Genomic DNA, 20,014 nt, shown 5'->3' with positions numbered 1-20,014 from the left:
CATGCGGTACATCAAATCAAGACGTGGAGACACCATTATTTCCCTGCCGATCCTCGTGATGGCGATTGCCTTCTGTGTGGCTTTCTTTCTAAAAGTTTCTCCGGCATTTCTGGTGAAGCAAAAACTGGATACCTATGCGGGGGAGCTGTGTCGCGTGGCGGAAATCTCCGGGCGCGTGGGAACCGAAACCGCAGAGAAGGAGGAAAAATTAAACCAATCTATAGGAATTTCTCCGAATGTTGAATGGTCAAAGACAGGGACTATTCAGCTCAATGACACAATTACCGTAACCTGCACAACAACATATAACCTAGGGCTGTTTGGAAATGTAGGCTCTTTTCCGGTAACGCTTCAAGGAAAAGCAAGCGGCCAATCGGAGGTATATTGGAAATGAAACATAGATTAAAAACCATTTTAGCGGATAAAAGTGGCAGCACGATCATCATCATTCCCTTTTTGGTGCTGGGAGTGATCATTTTAGGTACAACCATGTGGGAATATTCCCGGTTAAACACTGTCGCGCAGGGCAGCCGGGACGCGGTGCAGTCCGCCATTACGCAGGCCTGCACGGAACAATACGATCAGCTGTATCCCGGTCTGCGGGAAGGGTATTCCGGCGGATACAAGCTCGAAAGTACAGACTGGACAGAAAACGTTGATCTCATCAATATCAATTCCAAAATAGACGCCAAGCTGGGAACCAGCAATGGAACGAAAACCAGTAACGGCAAAACGGAATACAAAATCAGCAATATGTCGGTGCAGCTGCACAATGCGCCGCTTGCTCCGGATAATCCGGATATTACGCAGCAGTTTATCGGCACAGCTACCTACACATTAACGGTTCCCCTCTCCTTTGGCTGGTCGGCCCTTCCGCCGATGGTTGTCCCTATGAAAGTCACCGCGGGGTATTCTCCACAGGGGGAATTGGGCGCAGGCGACGGCGACGGCTCCGATGACGACGGCATTCCGGTGACAGGTGTCGCATTGAATGAGTCTGCTTTGACCCTGCAAAAGGGTGAATATGCCAGCCTGTCCGCAGAAGTTTCACCCGATGACGCCACCGACCCGGATGTTACATGGGTTTCAGCCAATGATGGAGTGGCCACCGTCAACAGGGCGGGGCTAGTGAAAGGCATGGACGCAGGAACGACCACTGTCCTTGCCATGTCGGACGGCAGAATGGCAGAATGCGACGTTACGGTTGTCAATCCGGTTACCCATGTAGCGCTGAACAAAACTAATCTAAAGCTGAACAAAGGTGCCAGCGAAACGCTGGTTGCTACCGTTGCGCCGGACAACGCAACGGACAAGTCCCTGTGGTGGACAACATCGAATTCCGATATCTGCACCATTGATGCAAACGGAAAAGTGACCGCAGTCAGCCCCGGAACCGCTGAAATATCCGTAGAAGCACGGTCGGGCGGCGTAATGGCCACCTGTCAGGTCACTGTGGAAAGCCCGGTATCCGGTGTGAGCTTAAATAAGACTGAAATGACATTAAGACCGGAATCCAGTGAAAAGCTGACCGCAACAGTCACGCCGGAAGACGCAACTAATCCGGGTGTGATGTGGGCCAGCTCTAGTCCAGAAGTTTGCACGGTCGATCAGGACGGCAATGTGACTGCCGTTCGTGCCGGTACCTCCGTGATCTCCGCGACCGCAAAAGACAACGTCCATATGGCGCAATGCACCGTTACGGTCACTATCCCGGTCACAGGGGTAACGCTGAATAAAACCATTATTTCCATAATCAAAGAAACGAGCGATATCCTGTACGCGACGGTATGGCCTGCAGACGCGACCAATAAGGCAATTACCTGGTCATCCTCCAACAGTGCGGTCTGCTCTGTTAACCAGTCCGGGGTAATCACCGGCACCGGCGTAGGAACGGCAACTATAACGGTAACTACACAGGATGGAGGATTTACCGCGAATTGCGTTGTTGAAGTTAAACCGAACACCTATGTCGTGTCAGCCAACGCGGTACACGGCCATGTGGAGGGAACCGGAATCTATTGGGCCGGGATGAATGTAACGCTGACCGCAGTACCGGATTACAACTATGAGTTTGTTAGTTGGACAAATTCAAGCGGTGCAGTCATCGGCGCGAGCACTACATACACCATTTATAACCTGAGCGAAGACGTTACAGTAACTGCACATTTCAAAGAAAGGGCATATCGATGGACATATGAAACATCGTCATCCTATTGCAGTGCAAGTGATAACAGCAATACGGCTTCACTGTATGCTAATTATTCTCAGAATAGTAGTCGGAAAAACGGATATGGACAGGTAGTTTATACGTTTAAGGAACCTGTGGTACTTCCTGCAGGAAGCGGAATTGCGGTTACTATTGACTGGGGAGATTTCTTTTTAGTGGGAGGAACTGTTTCTGTTAATGACGTGCAGCTTGCTAAGCCTCATAATCATTATAGTTATGGTTCAGGTACCTCAGATATGTATAGATATCCGAGTGGAATAACACTAAATACAATAACCATACGTTCTGATTATGGGAGTCGTGAACATTATGACAGTGCAACTATAAAGGTTAAAGTGATACCTCTTGACGGAAAGCCCTTTTTAATGAACTTTACGGGTACTTCGGAGAATCAGAGTTGGAATGAGAAGTTCACATGTGATGATGATTGGGGCAGTAAATATGATCATTCTGTTGTAAACCCTAGTTATATTAATTACACTGCGAATACAAATTATACTGATGGAAGTGGCTATGAAGTAGATTATCACTATTATAAGCCCCTTGATATTGATAGAATAGAGGTTACTCCAAGTGCAGTGGGTGATAGTAGTTTTAATCGTGGATATTTTTCTTTTGTGTTGAAAGATGTAAACAATAACACAAAGCGGTTTACCAGTTATGTAAAACCGGGTAGCATGGATGCACAGTATGCTTGTTATATGAGTAGTTTTACTGATGCATCTGGAAACTATGTAATCCCTGTACAGGCTAATTTGCCAGCCAGAGGCTATGATACTGGGGGCACGAATGGAAATGGGGGTGGAAGTGAATACAAGGGAGCTATATATGTGTATGGTTCTGCAGATGATTCAAAAATTTGCAGCATGTATTTTACTTGGGGAACAAAGTGTAATACTAGAGTTACGATAAAAGTCTACTTAAAGGATGGCACAAGTTATAATATTAATGGATGAGTGATTTTATAAGGGCGGCCGGAGCAATCCGGCCGCTCAATTTATGTGAATGGAGGTCCGCAATGGACAGACTCAATGAATGCAAAGAATTACTGCAAAAAACACAGCAAAAAGTGGTATCCTCCAACAAGGAATGGACATCCTTTCTCCGGTTTGCGTCCGGGATTTATAAATATGATTTTTCATCAGCCTTGCTGACCTACGCGCAGCGGCCGGATGCAACCGCCCTGGCCCCGATGGAAACATGGAATAGAGTTGGGCGCAGTGTGAATGCAGGAGCAAAGGGAATTCCAACAATCATCGATACCGACCATTGGCTGACCTTGAAATTTCTGTTTGATGTATCCGATACAAATGGAGCGGAAAAAACACTTCCTCAACCTTGGAAGCTTTCAGCCGATAAATATAATATAGCTATCACAGATTTTGAGGACCGTTATGGAATCACCGCGGACAGTGCTCCGTTTAAGGATTTTCTAAGCACAGTGATTACCCACACACTGGAGCATGACTACGACAACATTACGAATACTTTGCAGGACAATCCGCTTCCGGAGCTAAAAGGTATCAACATGCAGGAAATGTTTTACGAGACGGTTTTAGACAGCATGAAGTACATGATTTTCAGCCGTGTCCTTCCGAGTGAAATTCCTCAGTTTTTGGCTTTCAGTGGACTCCCCCTGTTGGAGCAGCCGGAGCATTTTACACTCCTCGGAAATGAAACTGTACAACGCTCCTGCACCCTACTGCGGCAAATTGAAAGCACAGTCAGACAGATCGAACACGAACAGAAAAGGAGACAGGGTCATGGAATATCAGGAGAAAGACGGGTTGTTATATCCGCAGTTGGCAGTAGCGGCGCCGGAGGACGACAAGCCCCTGACAAAGTACGGGACGATGTACAAAAAATACCTGAAGGAGGAGCATCCGGGCCGGTACGCGATTCTTCTGCAGAATCTCGAGCTGATGGCAGTTTGCCATCGGGTGGAGCGGGAAGCAAACGAGTACGAGGACAATCTTCTCCCGCAGCTGCGCAAGGAACATCCGGCGCCGAAGACGGACGACTTTATGGAGACAGTACAGTACAACAACTGGCTATACAAAACAGCGGAGGAAATGACGCTCGAGAACGTGGTGTACCCGAGCCGATAACCCCGATAACAGAAAATGAACCAACGGAGCTTTTTCAAGGGAACGGCTCCGTTGGTTTTTGTTTGTTACCGACTATCAATGGGAAACCCGCATACACGGCTTTTCTTTCCGATTATGATTTCTTGCACTCTTATTTTTTCCCTGCTTTAAAAAACTATCAGCTGCTCAGCATCCGGGAAAGTATTTATGATTTCTATCTCGATCGAGAACCAGGCGAAAAAGAAACGGCTCAGTTTCTAAAAAAAGCGTTCAATGAACATCCTTCCTTTATTATACACAGCACCGGCGGCGACGCCTGGGTCTGGTTCCAACCAACCGGAATCTCTCTGGATATTGCTATGCAAGAGGGTGACTATTCCCGAAAAATAAGCTGGAATGAATGTGGCAAGCACATCCGGAATCTGATTAACTCGGGGAATTTTTTAGAAGGTAAACCAGCGCATGGGCCGCAGCAGCTAACCTTTGGCGCACTTAGCCCCGTGTCGCCCGGTATTCCAGAAGACCCCCCCGCTCACCTGCAGACACAGGAGCCGAACGCTATCAGCGAGGAAGCAAAAACCGGAAGCACTTCCGCTTTTGACTATGGAACAGAGCGTATCAATTTCCGGTACACAGACACTCAGGAATTTGCCGGAGGGCAGAAAACCCATTATAAGGCGAATGTGGAAGCAATTAAACTTCTGAAAACCATTGAAAAGGAACAGCGTTTGGCAACCCGGGAAGAACAGCAGGTGCTGTTCAAGTACGTCGGCTGGGGCGGCATCCCGCAGGCATTTGATAAAAAGAATGAAAAATGGCAAAAAGAATATGAAGAACTCAATCAATTGCTTACCCCGGAAGAATACGCTGCAGCCCGTGCTTCTACCCTGACCGCATTCTATACGCCGCCCGCCGTTATCAGCGCCGTACATACCGCCTTGAAAAACTTTGAGTTTACCGGCGGCAACATCTTGGAACCGTCCTGCGGAACAGGGCGGTTTTTTGGTTTTATACCGGAAAACATTGCGGACTTCTGTAATCTCTTCGGTGTGGAGCTAGACAGCATCACGGGCAGAATCTCTCAGCAGCTCTACCAAAAAGCAAATATCCAAATCCGTGGCTTTGAGAAAACGGCTTTTCCGGATAACTTTTTTGACCTGGCTTTCGGAAATGTGCCTTTTGGAGAATTCAAGGTGCCGGATGCCCGTTACAGCAAACAGAATTTCCTGATCCATGACTATTTCTTTGCCAAAGCTCTGGACAAGGTTAGACCGGGCGGCCTGATTGTTTTTGTGACTTCCAAGGGGACGCTGGATAAGGCAAACCCGGAAGTACGGCGTTACATTGCCAGGCGAGCGGAGCTGATCGGCGCGATCCGCTGTCCCAACACGATGATGTACACGGAAGGCAACACGCGGGTAACCTCTGACCTGATCTTTTTGCAAAAGCGTGACCGCATGGTGGACATTGAACCGGAGTGGGTCAATCTGACCTATTTGGAAAACGGAGTTCCGGTAAACACCTATTTTGCCGACCATCCGGAAATGATGCTGGGCGACATGGTGTTTGATGACAGCATGTACGGTAGCGCCAAAGATACCGCTCTGATTCCGCATGGAGGGAAAGATTGGCGCGAGGAGCTGATTCCGGCCGTCAATTCCCTGCAGTGGAAGGTTCAAGAACCGGAAATTGAGCTGGAAGACGGTGAGGCGGCGGTCAGTATTCCGGCAGGCCCGAACGTAAGGAATTACACGTACACCATTGTCGAGAATGAACTGTATTTCCGCGAAAACTCTCAGATGATTCTGCAGAATATCATCGGCACCCGGGAGCAGAGAATACGCGGCATGATTGAGATCCGCGACACCCTGCGAGAGGTCATCCGGGTACAGAGTGAAAATTATCCTGATGATGTTATTCTCACGACACAGGCCAAACTGGAGCAGCTCTATGACAGTTTCACCTATAAATACGGATATCTGACCGGCATTGGCAACAAACTTGCCTTTTCCAGCGATTCCGATTACCCGCTTCTGACCAGTCTGGAAAATATCGATGAAGATGGAAAGGTCAGTAAAGCTGCCATCTTTACGAAACGCACCATCCGGCCTCCGGTGGAGATCACGAGCTGCGAAACCGCAGTGGAAGCCCTGCCCCACTGTCTGGATGTTAAGGGTTGTGTGGATATCCCCTATATAGCACAGCTTGTCGGAAAGCCGGAGAATGAAATACTGGACGAACTAAAGGGTTTGATTTACCGAGACCCGCAAACTGGCGTGTTAGAAGCCGCCGACGCCTATCTTTCCGGAAACGTTCGGCAAAAGCTGACCGATGCGGAAACGGCGGCAGAGAAAGACGATCAATATGCCGCAAACGTGGAGGCTCTCAGACTGGTTCAGCCGAAGGATTTGGACGCTTCACAGATTGACGTCAAATTAGGTTCTCCCTTGCTGGACAGGGACGACATCAAGCAGTTTATTGTGGAATTGCTGAAGCCTGATTCATATGACGAAATGCATCTGAAGGTAAGATATATTCCGTCGCAGGCGACATGGAAGATAAATGGCGTATATCACGCCGGACAGCGTCAGAAAGTGCTGCCGGGGAAAACCTACGGAACCTCCCGGATTGATGCTTATGATCTGATAGAAATCTCCCTGAATCAAAAGATACCCACTATCCGGGATAAGCAGTTGGACAACTCTTACAAAATGAATCCACGGGCTACGGCGGCTGCGAGGGATAAGCAGCGCGTCATCGAACGGAAATTTGAGGAATGGGTGTTCGGGGAGCCGCAGCGCCGAGAACGGCTTGTATGGAAGTACAATCAGATCTATAACAACACCCGTATCCGGAAATATGACGGATCCTATCTCACATTTCCCGGTATGACTCCCGAAATAACCCTGAATCCTCATCAAAAAGATGCGGTTGCCCGTATTCTGCAAAGCGGGAATACCCTTCTTGCGCATTGTGTCGGAGCTGGAAAGACCTACACCATGATTACGGCGGCAATGGAAAGCAAGCGTTTGGGTCTTTGTAATAAAAGCATGATGGTCGTTCCCGGCCATCTGATTGACCAGTGGGGCGCGGATATTTTAAAACTGTACCCCGGGGCAAATGTCCTGCTCGCTACAAAGAAGGATTTTGAAAAGCAGAACCGTCATCGTCTTGTCAGCCGAATTGCCACTGGGGATTACGATATGGTGGTCATAGCGCAGAGCAGTTTCGAAAAAATTCCGGTTAGCCCGGATAGAATTGAACGGCTGTTAAGCAAGCAGATTGATGACCTTATGGACGCCATGGAGATCGCAAAACAGGAAGATGAAAAAGACTGGACCGTCAAGGCAATGGAACGCACAAAAAAGAGTCTGGAAGAGCAGCTGAAAACACTTACAAATCAGTCCCGTAAAGATGATCTTCTTACCTTTGAAGAGCTGGGTGTGGATCAGATATTTGTGGATGAAGCTCATTATTACAAAAATCTGTTTGTCGCAACCAAGATGGTTAATGTCGCCGGCATTGGTCAGCAAAAGGCACAGAAAGCCTCTGATATGCTGATGAAATGCCGGTATATCAATGAAATCCATAACGGACAGCGCGGGGTGGTCTTTGCGACCGGTACCCCTGTGTCAAATTCCATGGCGGAACTTTTTACAATGCAGACCTATCTGGAACCGGAAAAATTGGTAGCCGAAGGAACAGCCCATTTTGATGCATGGGCAGCAAATTATGGAAGAGTGGTGTCTTCGCTGGAACTCACACCGGATGGAACCCAATACCGGTACAAATCACGCTTTGCGGAATTTGTGAATCTGCCGGAGCTGATGTCCCTGTATTCTCTGGTTGCAGACATTCAATCGGCGGATATGCTGAAACTCCCTGTACCAACTTTAAAATCAGGCTCTGTCATCACCGTATTGTCAAAGCCCAGTGAAAGGCAGATTCAATATGTTGATGAAATTGTCCACCGATTCGAGCAAATCCATAACGGCGAAGTGGAACCATTTGAGGACAACGCGCTGAAAGCAACCAATGATGGCCGGTTTTGTGCGCTTGATATGCGCATGATCGACCCGTATGCAGAGGACTTCCCGGGTAGCAAAATCAATATGGCTGTCGGCAATATCTATGACATCTGGAAACGGACAGCAAATATCAAAGGCACTCAGATGGTCTTCTGTGACCTCTCCACTCCGCATGAAGTGATCCACATGGAAATGATCGACGGTGTCGCAAGAATGGTCAACCCAAACGGAAAGGTATGTTTTAACGCCTACTTTGACATTCGTCACAAATTGCTGCAGTTCGGGGTACCGGAGGATGAAATAGCCTTTATTCACGATGCAAAAACAGAAAAGCAAAAAGAAGCGCTCTTTGCTTCTATGCGAGCCGGTAAGGTGCGCATTCTTTTAGGCTCCACTCCTCTGATGGGGGCGGGAACCAACGCACAGCGCCATCTGATCGCCCTGCACCATCTGGACGCACCGTGGAGGCCTGCGGACGTGGAACAGCGTGAGGGAAGAATCCTGCGCCAGGGCAATGAAAACTCAGAGGTGGGAATCTACCGGTATGTGACGGAAGGAACCTTCGACGCGTACAGTTGGCAAATTCTAGAACAGAAACAGCGTTTTATCAGTCAGATTTCACGCGGGAATGTTGTGGACCGTCATGCGGCCGACATTGATAACACCGCGCTGGACTATGCGACCGTCAAGATGATTGCGAGCAAGGATCCCCGTATCAAGGAGCGGGAAGAACTGCGGGTGCGTGTCACACAGCTTTCTCAATTAAGATCCGAATATAACCATGAAAAATACGACTTGGAGGACGACGTGCTGAAACGTCTTCCGCAAAAGATCAAGCTTAACCAGCAGGCGATGGAGGGTCTCAGAAAAGACATTTCTCTGCGGGACAGCAACGCTTCCGAAGATTTCTCCATAAAGTTATCCGGAAAAACATACGTGAAGAGAGAGGACGCCGGCGCAGCCATTTTGAAAAATGCGGGAAGCTTCCGAAAAGCCGGAGAATATTTGCCGATTGGAGAATACCGGGGCTTTCGGGTAGAGCTGACGTACAGCGAATGGGAGCAGGCACATTCCATTGTTCTTTGCGGAGCCACGCGTCGGATTACGGAAATGGGACACAGTGCAATAGGGTGTACCGCGCGTATGGATAACCTTCTCCGGGATTTGGAGACGGCCGTATCCAAATGTCAACGTGAGATTGATTCGGCCGAAAAACAGTTGGGTGAAGCAAAAGCACAACTCGCTCTCCCGTGGGAGCATGAGCAGGAGTATAACGAAAAAGCAGAACGGCTGAACCAGCTTGATATTGAAATGGCGGCCGATATCGGAAGCGATCAGGAACAGGTGGTTGATTCAGAAGAAATGGAGGAAGGGCCGGAAATGGCTATCTAAAAAACAAAAGCGGAAGTCCTTCCGCTTTTTAAAGGAGGAGATCATGATGAAACTGGTATATATTTGTTCGCCGCTAAAGGGGGACATGCAGGAAAATATCAAAAAAGCAACTGCCTACTGTGCCTATGCTGCGGAACAGGGTGTAATTCCTTTAGCACCACATACGATCTTTACCCAGTATCTTGATGACACCGTTCCGCTGCAGCGGCAAAAAGGGCTGATGATGGGAATGGAATTGTTAAAGCATTGCAGCGAGCTTTGGGTGTGCGGTGATGTTGTGTCGGAAGGAATGAAAAGAGAAATCTCATATGCCCAAAAGCATGACATTGCCACCCTGTATTATTCTGAAACCTTTTTCCACAATCAGACCGTATCCCATAAAGAGGATTACGGCCTGCGGATGAAACAGAAAATTATAGGGATACAGGAACAATTTGGATCAATATTTGTCGCAAAAGCAGAGGATGGAAAAATCACCAGTGTGATTCTTCCGGAAGAAGCCCACAGCTCCATGAGCCGGGAAGAAATTAAGGAGGTGGAACGTTATATTGCTTCGGCGGGCAGCCGAAAGCCTGAAGCTGGGCCGGTTGAAGAAAATACAATGGAAATGGAACAGTGATTCCGTCAATAAAAGGAGTATGCACTATGAAGAAATATAAGAAAACGTTATTACTGATGATAGTAATAGCGATCCTCGTATCTGTATTTGCCATCCCGGCCTATGCCGCCAGCGCAAATGTCTCTGACGCAGTCAACAATGCATTCAATACATACATCAAGCCTCAGATCAAAAGCGTGGTCAATATCGCTGTTTTCGGATCGGTTGACGTTGTTCTGCTGGTTTTCTTTGTTATCAAGCTCGCTACCTCGGTTGTGGATTATCGGCAACACGGAGGGCAAATAGAATGGAAAGTGCCGGCCGGCCTTTTCGCAGGATTAGTTTTATCTATCTCAGCCCCGTTTTGGATGTGGGCCATCATTGGATGGTGAGGTAAATGTTTACAGTCGGAAATTCCATGGAACAGCTGGAAGCATGGGTTTATTACACGATTTTAAACGGAATAAATTCCTTCAACCAGTATATGGGAAATATGGGGGCGGATCTTTTTGATAATCAATATGTTCAGGGAGTCCTTTATTTCTTTCAGCTGTTGGGGAACGCCCTCTTTGCCGTCGGCCTTGTTCTGGCGCTATTAGAATATTTTGCTTCGATTGAGCAGGGAAAAGGAAGCCTAAAGGATACCGGCATGAACATTTTCAAAGGGCTGGGGGTTCTGCTTCTGTTTACAACACTTCCCGTAAAGCTCTATCAGTTATCTGTTAATATGCAGGCCGTGATGGGGAAACTCATGAATATCGCCGGTGTTATGAGCGACCCGGCCCTGTCGGAACCTGTTTCCTCAGGAAGCACGATTACTAACACCATTAACTTTTTTATAGGACTGGTTGCGTCTAACCCGTTGGTCAATATCACAGGGGCAGCCGGCAGCGTTCTTTCGGGCATTGTGGGAACACCAGCTGAACAGCATGTACCGCAGGTTACAGATATGTTTTTCATCATTGCGTTTGCTTACGGCTTCTTCAAAATCCTGTTTGGGAACATTAAACGTGGAGGAATCCTGTTCATTCAGATCTGTGTCTGTTCCCTGTACCTGTTCAGTATCCCCCGCGGATACCTTGATCAGTTTATGTCCTGGTGCAAGCAGATCATCGGCATTTGCTTTACCGCCTTTCTGCAAAACCTGATGCTTATGATCGGCCTGAACATTTTTAAAGATCAGATGGTCATTGCAACCGGCGTGATTCTGGCGGCGTCGGAGGTACCCCGAATAGCGCAATCCTTTGGGCTGGACACTTCCATGAAAGGCAATTTATCCAGCGCGGTACACACGACCACATCCATCATTAATCTGGGAAAAACATTTATTCATTAACGGGAGGTTATGCAAAATGAAATACTATTATCCGTCCAACATGGAGGCGCCGCCTTTGCTGGGCCTTTGGGAACTCCGCGATATCTTCATCTTCGGATTGGCCGGCGTATTTTCTTTAATCCTGTACCCGCTTACGCGCAGCCTCGTTCCGTTGGCTATAACCGCTTTCTACGCATTCATGACCGTGACATTTGACGACATTTCCATATTCAAATATTTGAGCAAGCTCTGCAGGTATTTCATTACGCAGCAGCTTGTTTTTTATTGGGAAAAGGAGGATTGCCTTGAAAAAAACAACTGATAAAAAACAGAAAAAAAGGAAAAGTGTACAGGATTTAATCGGGGCAGCTGGCATTGAGGACAGCTGCCTCGCTGTTTCCTCAGGAGAACGGCTGTGCTTCATTATGATTACGCCTGTCAATCTCAATGTTCTGTCGTCGATCAACATAAGCAGCAGGATCACAAAAATGACAGATACCTTAGAAAACATCGGCACTGTGGATTTCCTGTGCCTGAATTCATCTCAGAGCTATGACAGCAACAAACATTATCTGGCAAAGCTGAAAGAGCGGGAAACAAATGATACGCTGAGGGATCTTGATCAGAAGGACATAGAATTCTTTGACCAGGTACGAATATCAATGGCCACCAGCCGTGAGTTTCTGGCCGTCCTGCGGTTCTCAGTAAAGGACACGACCGAACAGATACAATCCACCATGGGCAAAGTAGTGCAGGTCTTCAAGGATAACGGGATGATCGTGCGTCTTGCCGCAAAACCTGACATCAAGCGGATGCTTGCCATTTATCTGGAACAAAACATCTTTGAAACAGAGATGCAGGATTTTGACGGAGAAAGCTATGCGGAGCTATTGGAGATGAAACTATGAATAGACTTATGGAGCCGGAAATACAGAACGACGAGGTGATGAGGGAGCAGGAGACCCCGGAGCAAAGGATTCAGTCATGGTACGAACTTGCCGCCGTCACGGATGGAAACGAGGAACAGGCGGGGCTTTGCAAGGTGTATAACCCTAATCAGGAACCGGACTGGTACCTTGCCGCCGCAAACCGGGGCGATAAATACGCCAGTTTTACATTGGGAAAAATGTATTATTGGGGCATATCCGTTCCTCAAAATTACACAAAAGCAGCTCTGTGGTTTACAAGAGCATCTGATGGAGATATTCCCTTTGCAGATTATGAGCTTGCTAAAATGCTTGCTGCAGGCATCGGGATGGAGCGGGACCAAGCTTCTGCCGACCAGCTGTTTATTAAGGCATTCCGGGAATTCCAGCAGCAGGAAAGAAAAAAACCGAATTCCAATATTGAATGGAAACTTGCTGCCATTTATGAAAAGGGACGTGCCGGCGAAAGTGATTTAAGCCTTGCTCAGTACTGGCGTACATTGGCAAGCGACAGCAACAAAAAATTGGTTGAAGAAACGCCGGTGGAAAAAATCGTTTCTCAGAGCATAAAGGGCTCTTCCTCCGATCATTTTATCCAGGTGATTGAATCCGCGCGCCGGCATTCCGAAACAGATCAAGGCGATAAAAAGAAGAAGGATAAGCGCTCAAAGAAAGAGAAGCCAGCGCCAAAAAGCGGAAGTGCTTCCGGTTTTCAGCAAAATATCGACAGTGATATACAAGGCTTTCTGGATATGATTACGCCCTCGGTGCTTGATTTTAAGCATCAGGACTACTTTATCTGCGGCAATACCTTCCGCTGCGTGTGGGCCGTCCGGGAATATCCTACCTCAACGGAGGATCAAGCCATCCTGCGAGAACTCGGTGAAATGGACGGCGTCACGCTCCGGTTATTCGTCCGGCCGGTAACCGAGTTTGAGGAAAATAAAATTATTGAAAAATCGGAACGGAGAAACCGGCACAAAAAGAGCAATGCAAACGGTATCCAGCAGGCCATCGAAGCGGAAGAGGATCTCAATGATGTTCAGGTAATCGTTCGCAGGATGCATAAGACAAAGGAAAGCCTGATGCACTGTGCCGTTTTCATTGAGATGATAGGAAAATCACTGAAAGAATTACAGGATCTGCAGCAGAAAGTAATCTTCTTCTGCACAAGAGCGAAAATCGTGTATGACCGGCTGTGGCTTCGCCAAAAGGAGGGCTTTCAGACGGTTATGCTCACCGGCAGCAATGTATTCCGGTCACAGTTTGAACGCAGTCTGCCGGCCAGCAGTGTGGCGAATCTTTATCCTTTTTCTTATTCCGGCAAGACAGATCCGGACGGGATGTACATAGGCATAGATGTCAGCGGCACGAATATCATCGTCAATTTTGACCGAAGGGCGCAGGACAAAACCAACGGCCATATCCTGATCTTAGGAAATTCCGGCGAAGGGAAATCGTATTTGCTGAAGCTTTTAATAACAAATTTCAGGCAGGCGGGTAAAAAGTTTTACATTCTTGACCCGGACGACGAATACAAAGACCTGACGATTGGCCTTGGAGGCTGTTATATTGACATGATGGCCGGCCGGTATTTTATCAATGTTTTGGAACCACGCCTTTGGACTTTGGAGCCGGTGACCGATGAAAAGGAGGATGTGCCAGCAGCATTTCGCAAAAGCACGCGGTTAAGCCAGCATATTGCCTATCTGCGCGACTTCTTTCGCTGCTACAAAGATTTTCCGACAGAGCAGCTGGACACATTGGAGGTTCTGCTTGAAAAGCTTTATGCAAAATTCGGAATAACCGACGATACGGATTACAGCAAGCTCACGTCTGAAGATTATCCCATTCTTTCCGATCTGTTTCATTTGGCGCACCATGAACTGGAAACCTATCAGGACACCGGCAGTCAGCTGTACACGAAAGACATTCTCCGCTCTCTGACACTGGGGCTGCGGTCGATCTGCATCGGTTCAGAAAGCACGTTCTTTAACGGCCACACCAACATCATCAACGCTGATTTCATTGACTTCTCCGTTAAGGGTATGATGGACACCAACGAAAACCTGAAAAATGCAATGTTCCTGAATATCTTCTCTTATATGAGCCACAAATTCCTGACTGAAGGGGCAACCCAGCTGGCAGTGGATGAGCTGCACCTTTTCCTACAGAACAGAATTGCCATAGATTATATCCGCAGTTTCATGAAGCGCGGCCGAAAAAAGGATTCCGGCGTTATCATTGCAAGCCAGAATGTGGAAGATCTGATGCTGCCGGGTATTGTGGAATACACCCGGCCATTATTAAGCATTCCGACACACAGCTTTCTCTTTAATCCCGGTGAGAACTGCGACGAAGCTGACTTTCAGCGTTTGTTATCCCTTCAGCAGTGTGAATACAATTTGATCCGTGAACCTAACCGGGGCTTCTGCCTGTGTAAATGCGGAAACGAACGATATCATCTGCATGTCATTGCGCCGCCGTATAAGAAAGAACTGTTCGGGGACGCCGGTGGCCGATGATGAGCGCCACGGCGTATGCCCTGCTCATCCGGATTGCCAAGGATAAGAGGGTATGGAAAGCAATCGGCGGGCTTCTGGTTCTTATTCTGTTGATTGCTACTGCGGTCGTTACAGGCATGACCCGCCATAACCTGCAGGTTTATGTGACAAATCAGGTTGCACCGGATTTCGCGCCTCTCGTTTCATCTGTGAACAGCGATATGGAAGATGGACAGGAAATCAATACGCAGCTGCTGTATGCGGCATATGTAACCATCTTCGATAATTCAAGATATCCGGATAAGGCGAACATCCGGGAGCAGCTCATCCGGGCGTTTTACGAGAGGAAAACCAAAAAGGTTCTTGTATGTGACGCTGATGGAAATCCGGTTCTGGACGGTAACGGAAACAAGACCTACAAAATAAAGGAATACACGGTGCCGGTTACAGATTCGACAGAGATTTTTAAGAATATTGAAGCGCGTTTCCAGATTACCATCAGTGATTCTGAGCGCGAATACATGATAAACCTTTCTCAGATTCTAATGGATTACAGTCCGTCCACGGTTTCGGAACAGGTCACCGCTTATGAAGGTCTGATCAGCCAATATTGCTCACAATACGGCATCCCTCAGTATGCTTCCCTTGTGATGGCCGTCATGCAGAATGAAAGCGGCGGGACCGGCAATGACCCTATGCAGTGCAGCGAGAGTCCATTGAATACGAAGTACCCGCAAAGGCACAACGGAATCACTGATCCGGAATATTCCATCAGCATCGGAATCAAATATTTTGAAAACTGTCTGAGAGCCGCGAAATGCAAGTCACCGGACGACGTTCAGGGCATCAGCCTTGCCCTGCAGGGCTACAATTTTGGAAATGGATACATCAGCTGGGCGCTGAAAAAAAGCGGCTACACACAGGCGAATGCTGTCGAATTTTCACAGAAGCAGGCAACGCAGCTGGGATGGGACAGTTACGGTGATGTCAACTACGTCAGCCATGTACTGCGCTTTTACAGCACGGCCGGAAGCTCCGGTAGCGGTATTTTCGGCTACCCAATCAAGGCGGGAAAATACACGATCTCGTCTCCCTTCGGCTACCGTTCCGACCCAACGACAGGTAAGAGAACCCTTCACAAGGGCGTGGACTTCGCCGCAGCCTATGGGACGCCGATCTATGCTGGCGAATCTGGGAAGGTGATCTTCGCTGATTTCGGAGTCACAGGAGGCGGTTACGGCGGATATGGAAATGTTGTTGCAATTCAACATTCTTCATCAACAATGTCCTTGTATGGCCACTGCTCACAGCTGCTTGTGAAGAAAGGCGAAACCGTACAGAAAGGTCAGGTTATAGCGCTGGTCGGCAGCACCGGTGATTCTACCGGAAACCACTGCCACTTTGAAATCCGTCTAAATGGAAAAACTGTTGACCCGATGAGTTATCTGAAATAATAAGTGTTATTTTTTCTCTGCTTTAGGCGCTCTCGGCCGGCTTGAATCATCTTTCACATACTCCATTATATCTCCGGGTTGACAGTCTAATATTTCACATAAGATCGCTATAGTTTCGGTACTGACAGGCTCGTTGCTTCTTAGGCTCTGTAGCGTAGCTTGGCCCATAATATTCTCTTTTCTTATCCTGTATGTTGAAAGTCCCTTTTCCTTCATCACTACGAATAATTTATCAAACTTGATCGGCATTTTACTCATCCCCTTTTTCTAATAGTATAACTGATACTATACACAAAAAACAGTGCATTATTGCACAAATATATGCCCTAATATTTGTGTATATGTCATCTTGATTATACACTATAATTAGTGTATAATTGTAATTACAGTAAAGAAAGGGGCGGTCAAGAAATGACAATCGAAATTGCAAAGGCTATCGACAATAAAATTACAGAACTCGGTAACGAGGGATGCAGAAAGTTCCTCTGGTGTACAAATCTTAATCCTGCTGCTGATTGGGCCACATGCAAAAATATGCGCCGTGCAATCCGCAGTGAGCTTGCCGCCGAAGATTGGGATGATCTGAACGATTTGTTTCTGACATTCGATCCGGCGAATGTCGCTTAGCATCATAAATCCGAACCGGGCGACTAATCCCGGCAAAGAGGCAGGAGGACACAAAAATGATGATTCAGGAGTTTGAAAGCCGCACAGGTTTCTACCCCAGCCAAGACCTTTACAGCTTCATTGAAGCTGCTTACATGGAAAGCAATCTTGATAAAGACGCTTTCTGCAATGCCTACAAGCAGAATGAAAATGGAATGGCCGATGCTATCGCACGGAAAGCCAGCATCGCAAAAATCACTGCATCAGATAAGGCCGAGAAGGAAAACGTGGAAAAGATTTCCGGACTTGAGAAAGAGGTCGAAAGGCTCAAGGCACAGCTCGACAGAGAGCAGGAATGGAAACTTTACGACGGCGACCGTAATGTAAAGCAGGACGATTACGAAAGGCTTGCAAGTAGCGTACCGAATACTGCGTACTATATGACGGATGAAGAAGCCAAGGATTGGATTTGTAGCGAGTTCGACTTTGACCGGGATAAAATCACTATCCTCCATGAAATCGACGAATACGAAATCAACCGGCACCGCCAAGTCCGAAAAACCGGCCGGAAGATCGACCGCCGCCCCGTCTACTGCGCGACAGATTATCACTACATCCGTTTCAATACTTCCCACTGGTATTACGAGGTCTGGAACGATACCCTCTGCCCGTTCTACGATTAACCACCAAAGCCCGCCCCGGAGGTAACGAGGGCAGAAAGGGTAAGCGTAATGAAAACCATCAAAATTTTTGACGGCATCAAAGTTACCACCGGCGACAATGTTATTAAGTACCCAGACATGACTGCCTTCGACGAGGCAGTCAACTGCACAGAAGAACAGCGCGACGATATCATTCGGGGGCTTCTGATGAACGGAGGGACGGTAGATCTGTCTGAGTTTACTACCCCACCGCAGCGCTTAATTCTTGACCTCTACTAGGATTAATCACATTGCCGGGAATACGGGGAGAAAGGATGGTGGATCATGATTAGGCGAACGCTTAAGAACATGGAAAGGGCAACCCGGATGATTGCAGATAAGGGGTACAAATGGAATGAAGCCAATGAAATGGCAATAAATTGCTTTGACTTATCGGAATATTCCGGGATGTCTGTTGAATTCTACATTGCAAAAATAGAAGAAGCCGCCCGGTAAGAGTACACCGAATGGCAATAGGCTGTGCTACCGGCCAGACGGGCAGAAATGGCAGTCAAGAATGAAAAAAATAACAACAATGACAGCTTATGAACTGGATTTTTATAAGGCTGGGATATTAGATTCACATGATGGTGTTAGCGTCATTCCATGCAAAAGCAAAAGATACATTGAGCTGCTTAAAAAACACAAAAGCCGAATTCTTGACCCGCGCGGTGACAATGGAAAAGCATATTTTGCAGGCGTAAAGTTTGAAACTGATAGGCAAATAAAATTAGTAGGAATTATTTAATGACATATGCCGAGCTGGGCGGCTAATTCCGTCAGAAAGGACTAAAAAATGAGATTTACAGAATTTGAGATTACTGCTGGGGGAAAACATATCGGTTCTACTCCACTACGCCAACAGGCGGTTGATGCCGCCCAGGCTTATGCTTTTAAAAACAGAATTGTCGTTTCGGTAATAGCCACTATCGACGATGGCACAACAAGAGAAATCAACATCAATCCGGACGGCAGCATCGACAGACTTTGGGAAAAGAGCGGATCGGCTATCTTTCCCGGCTGCACCTACACCAATCATAATGGCAGCGATTATCTCTGCATATCAATTCCAGATGAAAATTCCGCTGTTATGGAGCGAGTGAAAGACCGGTGGTCACTCATTGCTCACGGCATAAAAATGTACGGGGACGGAACCATTGAATGGGACTATTCCACTGGCGGACATTGGATACGTTGATTAAAAACTTATGGCAGCGCTACCAGTCAGACGGGCAGAAAGGAACGCAAAATGGCGCATGAAGAAGCCATAAAGCAGGCCGAGGAAACTATATATGTCTATTACACATGGGGCGACATTCTTGATAGCTGCGAGGACCGCGGAATCCCCATCAGAAATAAACGTGGGAACTATATTTCCCGCCGGAGCTGGAAACCGCACTCAGAGTGGCCATGATCTCAGAAATGGAGGGAACGACGAAATGAAATAAATCCAGAACGTAATTGGCCCGGATACCGTTGCTACGCAATAATTGAATAAGGCAAATTGCTTTGAGATTTTACCACCGGACATCGAAAATCCGGTGGTTTTTTGTATGTCGAGCAGGGGATAAAAATCTGTTATTTTTTCTCTGCTTTAGGCGCTCCCGGCCGTCCGGCCGACCACAACTTAACATTCAGAAAGGCGAGGTATTTCATATGAAAACAATCACCGTAAAGCTCAAAATCGACCCACAAAAATTTACCGCCGCACAGCAGTTTATGGAAGAAAAAGGACTGGATATCAGTACCGAATTGAGCAAGGCCGTGGAGGATTTTTACAAAAGATATGTACCGTCTGCGGTTCGAAAATATATCGAAAAGGCAACTTCTGCCACCCACGCAAACGCTGCGAAGCCCTTCCCCTCTGCCCCCGAAAGGCCGTCAGAATCCGGTTCTGAAGAACCGAATTCTGACCCGGATTGTTCTGAATTCGGCGCTGGCGGTTCCTACGGTGCCTGAAATGCTGATTTTTGGCTCTGCAATGCGGTTTTCTGGCGTTCTTCCCAAGGGATTTTTAAGGAAAGAAAACTAGTCGAGCAACTTTGCAGGATAAAGCATTGTAATCAAAATTACAATGCAAGACGCAACGCCCAGCGGTGCTGGGCGTAGAACGATTATCTCTGTTGTAATCAAAATTTTTAAACTGATTACAATATGTGAATCAAATTGTATGAAA

The 20,014-nt window shown here is 47.4% G+C and carries 19 protein-coding genes; 18 read left to right on the top strand and 1 reads right to left on the bottom strand.

What is annotated here, in order from left to right:
• Position 1 precedes the first annotated feature (1 nt).
• From J5W02_RS10160 to J5W02_RS10110, 11 genes are all read left to right on the top strand, one after another.
• A complete protein-coding gene (locus J5W02_RS10160) occupies positions 2-394 on the top strand; it encodes a DUF4320 family protein (RefSeq protein WP_219965566.1) in 393 nt (130 codons plus the stop codon).
• A complete protein-coding gene (locus tag J5W02_RS10155; protein WP_219965565.1) occupies positions 391-3,183 on the top strand; it encodes an Ig-like domain-containing protein in 2,793 nt (930 codons plus the stop codon). The genes J5W02_RS10160 and J5W02_RS10155 overlap by 4 nt, the downstream gene beginning before the upstream one ends.
• Positions 3,184-3,990: 807 nt before the next feature.
• The gene (locus tag J5W02_RS10150; RefSeq protein ID WP_219965564.1) at positions 3,991-4,335 is read left to right on the top strand and encodes a TnpV protein; all 345 of its coding nucleotides are present in this window, start codon (positions 3,991-3,993) and stop codon (positions 4,333-4,335) included.
• Between the two features lie 62 nt (positions 4,336-4,397).
• The gene (locus tag J5W02_RS10145; protein ID WP_219965563.1) at positions 4,398-9,734 is read left to right on the top strand and encodes a DEAD/DEAH box helicase family protein; all 5,337 of its coding nucleotides are present in this window, start codon (positions 4,398-4,400) and stop codon (positions 9,732-9,734) included.
• A gap of 43 nt (positions 9,735-9,777) precedes the next feature.
• Positions 9,778-10,353, top strand: coding sequence for a DUF7768 domain-containing protein (locus J5W02_RS10140; protein ID WP_219965562.1), 576 nt, complete (start codon positions 9,778-9,780; stop codon positions 10,351-10,353).
• A 26-nt stretch (positions 10,354-10,379) separates the two neighbouring features.
• On the top strand, positions 10,380-10,724 hold the full coding sequence (locus tag J5W02_RS10135) for a DUF3852 family protein (RefSeq protein WP_219965561.1): 345 nt from the start codon (positions 10,380-10,382) through the stop codon (positions 10,722-10,724).
• Between the two features lie 5 nt (positions 10,725-10,729).
• Positions 10,730-11,668: a conjugal transfer protein TrbL family protein gene (locus J5W02_RS10130; RefSeq protein ID WP_219965560.1), complete on the top strand. Its 939-nt coding sequence runs from the start codon at positions 10,730-10,732 to the stop codon at positions 11,666-11,668.
• A gap of 16 nt (positions 11,669-11,684) precedes the next feature.
• Positions 11,685-11,969: a hypothetical protein gene (locus tag J5W02_RS10125; RefSeq protein ID WP_219965559.1), complete on the top strand. Its 285-nt coding sequence runs from the start codon at positions 11,685-11,687 to the stop codon at positions 11,967-11,969.
• Positions 11,953-12,555: a hypothetical protein gene (locus tag J5W02_RS10120; RefSeq protein ID WP_219965558.1), complete on the top strand. Its 603-nt coding sequence runs from the start codon at positions 11,953-11,955 to the stop codon at positions 12,553-12,555. Before J5W02_RS10125 ends, J5W02_RS10120 begins: the two co-directional genes overlap by 17 nt.
• Positions 12,552-15,098 (top strand): helicase HerA domain-containing protein, encoded by a 2,547-nt coding sequence (locus J5W02_RS10115; RefSeq protein WP_407928372.1) that lies wholly within the window; start codon positions 12,552-12,554, stop codon positions 15,096-15,098. Before J5W02_RS10120 ends, J5W02_RS10115 begins: the two co-directional genes overlap by 4 nt.
• A complete protein-coding gene (locus tag J5W02_RS10110) occupies positions 15,095-16,531 on the top strand; it encodes a lysozyme family protein (RefSeq protein ID WP_219965557.1) in 1,437 nt (478 codons plus the stop codon). The genes J5W02_RS10115 and J5W02_RS10110 overlap by 4 nt, the downstream gene beginning before the upstream one ends.
• 6 nt (positions 16,532-16,537) lie before the next feature.
• On the opposite strand, the gene J5W02_RS10105 is transcribed toward J5W02_RS10110, so the two are convergent.
• Positions 16,538-16,780: a helix-turn-helix domain-containing protein gene (locus tag J5W02_RS10105; protein ID WP_219965556.1), complete on the bottom strand. Its 243-nt coding sequence runs from the start codon at positions 16,778-16,780 to the stop codon at positions 16,538-16,540.
• 162 nt (positions 16,781-16,942) lie between these two features.
• Here J5W02_RS10105 and J5W02_RS10100 point away from each other — a divergent pair, with 162 nt between their 5' ends.
• The 7 genes from J5W02_RS10100 to J5W02_RS10070 all read left to right on the top strand — a co-directional run bounded on the left by J5W02_RS10100 (position 16,943) and on the right by J5W02_RS10070 (position 19,797).
• Positions 16,943-17,158, top strand: a complete 216-nt coding sequence (locus tag J5W02_RS10100; RefSeq protein ID WP_219965555.1) for a hypothetical protein — start codon at positions 16,943-16,945, stop codon at positions 17,156-17,158.
• Between the two features lie 56 nt (positions 17,159-17,214).
• On the top strand, positions 17,215-17,820 hold the full coding sequence (locus J5W02_RS10095) for a hypothetical protein (protein ID WP_219965554.1): 606 nt from the start codon (positions 17,215-17,217) through the stop codon (positions 17,818-17,820).
• A 48-nt stretch (positions 17,821-17,868) separates the two neighbouring features.
• Positions 17,869-18,078, top strand: a complete 210-nt coding sequence (locus J5W02_RS10090) for a hypothetical protein (RefSeq protein WP_219965553.1) — start codon at positions 17,869-17,871, stop codon at positions 18,076-18,078.
• A 45-nt stretch (positions 18,079-18,123) separates the two neighbouring features.
• Entirely contained in the window at positions 18,124-18,294 is a 171-nt protein-coding gene (locus J5W02_RS10085; RefSeq protein WP_219965552.1) for a hypothetical protein, read from the top strand.
• 61 nt (positions 18,295-18,355) lie between these two features.
• A complete protein-coding gene (locus J5W02_RS10080) occupies positions 18,356-18,586 on the top strand; it encodes a hypothetical protein (RefSeq protein ID WP_219965551.1) in 231 nt (76 codons plus the stop codon).
• Between the two features lie 48 nt (positions 18,587-18,634).
• On the top strand, positions 18,635-19,036 hold the full coding sequence (locus J5W02_RS10075; protein ID WP_219965550.1) for a hypothetical protein: 402 nt from the start codon (positions 18,635-18,637) through the stop codon (positions 19,034-19,036).
• Positions 19,037-19,494: 458 nt separating this feature from the next.
• Positions 19,495-19,797, top strand: coding sequence for a hypothetical protein (locus J5W02_RS10070; protein ID WP_219965549.1), 303 nt, complete (start codon positions 19,495-19,497; stop codon positions 19,795-19,797).
• Positions 19,798-20,014 lie beyond the last annotated feature (217 nt).

The sequence above is a fragment of the Caproiciproducens faecalis genome (assembly GCF_019448085.1).
GTDB classification, from domain to species: Bacteria; Bacillota; Clostridia; order Oscillospirales; family Acutalibacteraceae; genus Caproiciproducens; species Caproiciproducens faecalis.
This window is presented reverse-complemented; position numbering and strand designations above follow the sequence as displayed.

Excerpts from the sequence above, each read along its gene's own strand:
- J5W02_RS10155 (WP_219965565.1), top strand. The coding sequence starts at position 391 with ATGAAACATAGATTAAAAACCATTTTAGCGGATAAAAGTGGCAGCACG.
- J5W02_RS10160 (WP_219965566.1), top strand. The coding sequence starts at position 2 with ATGCGGTACATCAAATCAAGACGTGGAGACACCATTATTTCCCTGCCG.
- J5W02_RS10110 (WP_219965557.1), top strand. The coding sequence starts at position 15,095 with ATGATGAGCGCCACGGCGTATGCCCTGCTCATCCGGATTGCCAAGGAT.
- J5W02_RS10105 (WP_219965556.1), bottom strand. The coding sequence starts at position 16,780 with ATGCCGATCAAGTTTGATAAATTATTCGTAGTGATGAAGGAAAAGGGA.
- J5W02_RS10090 (WP_219965553.1), top strand. The coding sequence starts at position 17,869 with ATGAAAACCATCAAAATTTTTGACGGCATCAAAGTTACCACCGGCGAC.
- J5W02_RS10150 (WP_219965564.1), top strand. The coding sequence starts at position 3,991 with ATGGAATATCAGGAGAAAGACGGGTTGTTATATCCGCAGTTGGCAGTA.
- J5W02_RS10100 (WP_219965555.1), top strand. The coding sequence starts at position 16,943 with ATGACAATCGAAATTGCAAAGGCTATCGACAATAAAATTACAGAACTC.
- J5W02_RS10130 (WP_219965560.1), top strand. The coding sequence starts at position 10,730 with ATGTTTACAGTCGGAAATTCCATGGAACAGCTGGAAGCATGGGTTTAT.
- J5W02_RS10125 (WP_219965559.1), top strand. The coding sequence starts at position 11,685 with ATGAAATACTATTATCCGTCCAACATGGAGGCGCCGCCTTTGCTGGGC.
- J5W02_RS10075 (WP_219965550.1), top strand. The coding sequence starts at position 18,635 with ATGAGATTTACAGAATTTGAGATTACTGCTGGGGGAAAACATATCGGT.
- J5W02_RS10115 (WP_407928372.1), top strand. The coding sequence starts at position 12,552 with ATGAATAGACTTATGGAGCCGGAAATACAGAACGACGAGGTGATGAGG.
- J5W02_RS10080 (WP_219965551.1), top strand. The coding sequence starts at position 18,356 with ATGAAAAAAATAACAACAATGACAGCTTATGAACTGGATTTTTATAAG.
- J5W02_RS10095 (WP_219965554.1), top strand. The coding sequence starts at position 17,215 with ATGATGATTCAGGAGTTTGAAAGCCGCACAGGTTTCTACCCCAGCCAA.
- J5W02_RS10085 (WP_219965552.1), top strand. The coding sequence starts at position 18,124 with ATGATTAGGCGAACGCTTAAGAACATGGAAAGGGCAACCCGGATGATT.
- J5W02_RS10070 (WP_219965549.1), top strand. The coding sequence starts at position 19,495 with ATGAAAACAATCACCGTAAAGCTCAAAATCGACCCACAAAAATTTACC.
- J5W02_RS10135 (WP_219965561.1), top strand. The coding sequence starts at position 10,380 with ATGAAGAAATATAAGAAAACGTTATTACTGATGATAGTAATAGCGATC.
- J5W02_RS10140 (WP_219965562.1), top strand. The coding sequence starts at position 9,778 with ATGATGAAACTGGTATATATTTGTTCGCCGCTAAAGGGGGACATGCAG.